We start from the raw sequence: 6,042 nt of genomic DNA, 5'->3' as shown, positions 1-6,042 counted from the left end.
CGATGCAGCAGTTATACCGGCGCATCGACAAATACGGCGTGACTGACGCACCGGTGTTCGTCGCCGGCGAATCGGGCACCGGCAAGGAACTGACCGCGCGCGCCGTGCATGAGCGCTCGCCGCGCGCCGGCCGCGCGTTCGTCGCGATCAATTGCGCGGCGATTCCGCCGAGTCTGCTGCAAGCCGAATTGTTCGGCCACGAGCGCGGGGCGTTTACCGGCGCGCTGCAACGCAAGATCGGCCGGATCGAGAGCGCGCACGAAGGCACCCTCTTTCTCGATGAAATCGGCGACATGCCGCACGAATGCCAGGCGGTGTTGCTGCGCTTCCTGCAGGAAGGCACGATCGAGCGGCTCGGCGGCAATGGCCCGATCAACGTCGACGTGCGGGTCATTTCGGCAACCCACGTCGATCTGGACCGCGCGGTCGAAGATGGGCGCTTCCGCTCCGACCTCTACCATCGGCTGTGCGTGCTGCGGCTCGTCGAGCCGCCGCTGCGCGAACGCGGCGGCGACATCAAGCTGCTCGCCAACTACGCGCTCAGCATGTACAAGCAGGACGGCGCGCGCAAACTGCGCGGGCTGTCGAGCGATGCGATCGTCGCGATGTCGAACTATCCGTGGCCGGGCAACGTGCGCGAGTTGATCAACTGCGTGCGCCGCGCGGTCGTGATGAGCGAAGGTCGCTTCATCACCGCGAGCGATCTCGGCCTGCCGGAGGCGGACAACGGGCCGGCGGTCACGCTGGCCGAAATCCGCAGCAAGGCCGAGAAGGATGCGATCGAGCACGCGTTGCTGCGGCATGGCTACAAGCTGTCCGACGCGGCCGCCGAACTCGGCATTTCGCGCGCCACGCTCTACCGGCTGATGCATGCGAACCGGCTGCATCAGGACGCGGCTGCACGCGCCGCGAACGGTGCCGCCGATGCCGATGACGAGGCGCAACGCCATGCGTCGTCGCCGATGTTCTGAACCGGACATATCGCGCGGCTTTTCAGCGACCGCCTAGCGGTTCTCTAGCGGCTGCGGCTGATTTCATCGCGGCAGCGGCAGCCGCCGCCGCATTCGCACGCGCCGGACAGACGCCCCCCATACCTTCGACGCTCGCCAGCCCGGTGCCGGGCAGGCTTTGTGCTACCTTCGACGAAACCGCGGCCGTCCTCCATTATTTCTGCGCTGCCCCGGCGCCCATCCAGATCCGTCGATGCGGCGCATCCCCCGCCCGGCAGGCCGCCTCAGGAACTTGCGCGCGTGGATCCGGGTCCGTTCCGGGACACGGTGCTGAAACACTCCGCGCGTTCCGGCACAATCGTCCGCTTTCGCTTGATCCCGCTTTACACCCTATGCAAAAACACTTGCGTGTCTGTTTCCTCGTCCTCCTGCTTGCCGGCGCGGCACCGGTTTTCGCCGCCCCGCAGGCCGGTTCCAGCGCCGTTGCCACACCCGCGTCGGCCCCCGTGTCGCTGACGCCGCAACAGGCCCGCGAAGCACTCTCCGTTCTGAACGACCCCAAACGCCGCGCCCAGGTCGCGGACACGCTGCAGGCGATCGCCGCCGCCGGCGCGCTGAGCGCCCCACCCGCATCCGCCCCGGTGGCCGCGTCGGCGCCACCGCCGGCAAGCGGCGTCGCCGCGCTCGTGCCCGCCGCGCTCAAGTCGAACGGGCTCGCGTCGCAGATCGCCCGCCAGGGCGCGCATTGGGTCCGTCATCTCGCCACCTCGCTACGCGGCTCGCTCGCCGCGCTGTTCGACGTCGCGTCGGTGCGTGCGTGGTGGCACGGGCAGGTCAATAATCCGCACGCGCGCGCGGTGCTGTTCGAGGTGGTGTGGTCATTGCTCGCCGCGCTGCTTCCCGCGCTGTTGATCGAATGGCTGACCCGGCGGCTGCTGCGGCGCGTGTATACCGCGATCGCCGCGCGCCGTGAACAGACGCCGCCGGACGAGCACGACCACGAGCCCGACCACGAGTCCGATCGCGCCGACGTACACACCATCCCGCGCGGCGCGGCGCCGGCGGATGCTCCGCCGACCAGCACCCCGCCGCTGCCCGCCGCGCCGCTGCCACCGGTGCTCGAAGCGGAGGCGCAAGCCGTCGCCACCGGGCCGGCCGAACCCGATACGACGCGATACGCAACACCTTCCGAGAAAGGCCGCGCGATCGCAGCGGAAGGCAGGCGCAACGCGACCCACCACTGGACGCTGTTGCAGCGCCTGCCGCGCGCGCTGCTGATCACCGTCGCGCGGCTGCTGCCGCTCGCGGTGTTCGTCGGCGTGGCGGGTGCGCTGATGTCGATCTTCAGCGACAACGGCACACCGCAGGATCGCGCGCTCGATTCGCTGGTCGACATCTACGTGCTGTGCCGCGCGATCGTGATCGTCGGCGCGTTCTTCCTGCAACCGGGCGCGCCGCGTTTGCGGCTGCTGCGCATGGGCGACATGTGGGCGGCTTTCGTGCTCGGCTGGATCGAGCGGATCGTCGGCGTGGTCGGTGCCGGCGTGGCGCTCGCAGAAGTCGCGCAGGCGCTCGGCATGAACGACGCGGCGCATCTCGCACTGCTGAAGGTGGTCGCGCTCGTCGGCCACGTGATGATCTCGATCCTGATCCTGCGTTGCGCGAGGCCGGTCGGCAACCGGATCCGCAAGCACTTCGTCGCGCACGAATCGCTCCAGATATTCGGCAACGCGCTCGCGGACGCATGGGCATGGGTCGCGGCAACGATCGTGATCGGATTGTGGATCGTGTGGGCCTTCGACGTGCAGAACGGCTATCACGCGCTCGTGAGTATCGGCGGCATGACGCTCGCGATCCTGGTCGGCGCGCGGCTCGCGTCGATCGTGATCTTCGGCGCGCTCGCGCGAATCTTCGACGTGCGCAACGATGCATCGCGCTCGCTCGTGCATCAGCACGCGTATCGCTACTACCCGCTGTTGCGGCGCGTGATCGGCTGGATCATCGGCATCATCACCGCGCTCACGCTGTTGCAGGCGTGGGGCGTCGATGTCTTCGACCTGTTTCGCGCCGGCACGATCGGCGGGCGTCTCGCGTCCGCGCTCGCGACGATCGGCGTCGCGGCGGTGATCGCGCTGATCGTGTGGGAGGTCGTCAACGTCGCGGCCGAACGGCGCCTCGACAACTGGACGACGCGCGGCGATCTGGTGCGCGCAGCGCGGCTGCGCACGCTGCTGCCGATGCTGCGCAGCGCGCTGTTCTGCGTGATCGCGCTCATCGTCGTGCTGACCGGGCTGAGCGAGCTCGGCGTGAACATCGGGCCGCTGCTCGCGGGCGCGAGCATCTTCGGCGTCGCACTCGGCTTCGGCTCGCAAAAGCTGGTGCAGGACTTCATTACCGGCATCTTCCTGCTGATGGAAAACGCGATGCAGGTCGGCGACTGGGTCACGCTCGCGGGCGTGTCCGGCACCGTCGAATACCTGTCGATCCGCACGGTGCGGCTGCGCGGCAGCGACGGCTCGTTGTTTACGGTGCCGTTCAGTTCGGTGTCGACGGTCAACAACACCAATCGCGGGCTCGGCAATGCGGCGGTGCAGGTCAATATCGTGTTCGGTCAGGACCTCGAACGCGCAATCGATACGCTCAAGGAAATCGGCGCGTCGCTGCGCGCGGACGACACGTTCAAGGACGGCATCCTGTCTGACTTCGCGTTCTGGGGCGTCGATGCGGTCGACGGCTCGGCCGTGACGCTCGCCGGCCAGATTCAATGCCGCGATACCGCGCGCTGGGGCGTGCAACGCGAATTCAACCGGCGCATCCTCGAACGCTTCAGCGAACGCGGCATCGAGATCGCGAATCCGCAGCGTCATCTGCTGACGTGGGATCCGCAAAGCAACGCGGTGAAAACCGCTTCGGGCGTCGAGCGGGAGCGCGACGACGAGCAGCCCGACGGCGATGCTTCAACGAACGGGGACTCGGACCATCAAGGCGACGCGCCGGTCGAAGACCAGATACCGGTCGATCCGAATCCGGCTGGCGGGCCCGGCACGCCGTCGAACCCGGGCTCGACGTCGCCGCATGCGTGATGCGCGGCGCCTTGCGATCGGCGCGGCGCGCATCGCGCTCGATCGGAGCGCGCCGCACGAGCCTCAGCACAGCGCGCGGCAAGCACGGCCGCCGCTACGCGGCCAGCGGCCGCACTGTCGCCCGCTACCGCACCTGCCACCACCGCGGCAATAAGCGCCGCACCTCGGGCCGCCGATACCGGTCGTCGATCAGATGCACGACGCCGCGATCCTCCTCGGTGCGAATCACGCGGCCGGCCGCTTGCACCACTTTCTGCAAACCGGGGTACAGGTACGTGTAATCGTAGCCATTGCCGAATCGCGCATCGAGCGTGCGCCGCATCTGCTCGTTGACGTCGTTCATCTGCGGCAGACCGAGCGTTGCGATGAACGCGCCGATCAATTGCTGGCCGGCCAGATCCACGCCCTCCGAAAACGCGCCGCCGAGCACCGCAAAGCCGATGCCCTGATTCATGGTCCTGAAACGCGCGAGAAACGCGTCGCGCGCGGCTTCGTCCATGCCGGGCTCCTGGACCCACACCGGCAAGCCAGGGTGCCGCTCGCGCATCAGCGCGACCACGCGTTGCAGATACTCGAAACTGCTCAGGAAGCCGAGGTAATTGCCAGGCTGGGCCTGATACTGCTGTGCGATCAGCTCGACGATCGGCGCCAGCGAATCTTCGCGATCACGCCAGCGTGTCGATACATGACTGGCCACATGGACCTGCAACTGCTCCGCGCGAAACGGCCCTTCGACGTCCAGCCAGCGCGTGTCGCCGGGCAACCCCAATGTGTCGCAATAGAAATGCCGCGGGTCCAGCGTGCCGGAAAACATCACCGTGGCGTGCGCGGCCGCGTAGCGCGGCGCGAGAAACGGCGCGGGGATCACGTTGCGCACGCAAAGGGTCGCGCTGGTTTTATCGCGCGGCGCGTAGCGGTCGGCAGTTAATGTGATGTCGAAAATCGAGTGCTCGCCGAACTGCTCGGCGAGCGTAACGAAATGCATGGCGTCGAAGAAGAACCGCAGCGCGTGTTCGTCGATGGATAGCGGCGCGTCGGCCAATTGATCCGTGACCGCGCCGATCAGATTCTGCGCGGCCGACAGCAATTTTCCCGGCACGTCCGCGTAGACCCGATAGCTGTCCGTCTGCGCGCGCTTGAGCGCGTTCCACTCGCGCTGCAAGCGTTCGAGCGGCTTGCGCAGCGCGGCTGGCGCGGTCTTGCGCGCGAGTCTGAACGCCGCCTGATCGAGCGACGCGCTGTACATGCGTCGCGCGCGTTCGACCAGGTTATGCGCCTCGTCGACCAGCACGCCGACGCGCCACTGATTGATCTGCGTAAGCGCATAGAGCATTGCGCTGCCGTCGTAGTAGTAGTTGTAATCACCGACCACCACATCGGCCCAGCGCGCGAGTTCCTGCGCCAGATAATACGGACAGACCTGGTTGGCGAGCGCCGCGTCGCGCACCGCCACGCGATCGAGCCGCGGCCCCGCCAACGCCGCCGCGCGTGCAGCGTCCAGGCGATCGTAGAAGCCGCGCGCAAGCGGACAGGATTCGCCGTTGCAGGCCTTGTCCGGATGCTCACAGGCTTTGTCGCGCGCCACCAGTTCCAGGGTTCTCAATGGCAGCGACGCGCTGCTTCGCCGCAGCGCGTCGATCGCATCGAGCGCGAGCGCGCGGCCCGGCGTCTTCGCGGTCAGAAAGAATATGCGGTCGATGCGGTCTTCCGCACAGGCCTTCAGCAAAGGGAAAATCGTGGCGAGCGTTTTGCCGATGCCGGTGGGCGCTTGCGCCATCAACGGCTTGCCGTCTCGCGCGGCGCGATACACCGCGACCGCGAGTTCGCGCTGGCCGCGGCGAAACGCGCCGTGCGGAAACTGCAACGCGGCGAGCGCCGCATTGCGCGCGGCGCGATGCGCGTCTTCCTGCGCGGCCCAATCGAGAAACCGCTCGCATTGCTCGACGAAGAAGACTTCGAGTTCGCGAGCGCTGTGCTGTTGCGCGAGCACCGTTTCTTTCTGACTGCCG

The 6,042-nt window shown here is 67.6% G+C and carries 3 protein-coding genes; 2 read left to right on the top strand and 1 reads right to left on the bottom strand.

Annotated features, from left to right (window positions below; translation table 11 throughout):
• Positions 1-971: sigma-54 dependent transcriptional regulator (locus VGH68_RS02530; protein WP_331601930.1), on the top strand; the 971-nt coding region annotated here is incomplete at its 5' end.
• Positions 972-1,342: 371 nt separating this feature from the next.
• On the top strand, positions 1,343-4,033 hold the full coding sequence (locus VGH68_RS02525) for a mechanosensitive ion channel family protein (protein WP_331601929.1): 2,691 nt from the start codon (positions 1,343-1,345) through the stop codon (positions 4,031-4,033).
• A 124-nt stretch (positions 4,034-4,157) separates the two neighbouring features.
• Here VGH68_RS02525 and VGH68_RS02520 read toward each other — a convergent pair.
• On the bottom strand, positions 4,158-6,042 hold a 1,885-nt coding region (locus VGH68_RS02520), incomplete at its 5' end, for an ATP-dependent DNA helicase (RefSeq protein ID WP_331601928.1).

Origin of the sequence: Paraburkholderia sp. (assembly GCF_036488505.1) — a bacterium.
Classification (GTDB): Bacteria; Pseudomonadota; Gammaproteobacteria; order Burkholderiales; family Burkholderiaceae; genus Paraburkholderia.
The sequence above is the reverse complement of the archived record's forward strand: the minus strand, read 5'-3'. Positions and strand labels throughout refer to the sequence as shown.

Coding starts and splice junctions, on each gene's coding strand:
- VGH68_RS02525 (WP_331601929.1), top strand. CDS start 1,343: ATGCAAAAACACTTGCGTGTCTGTTTCCTCGTCCTCCTGCTTGCCGGC.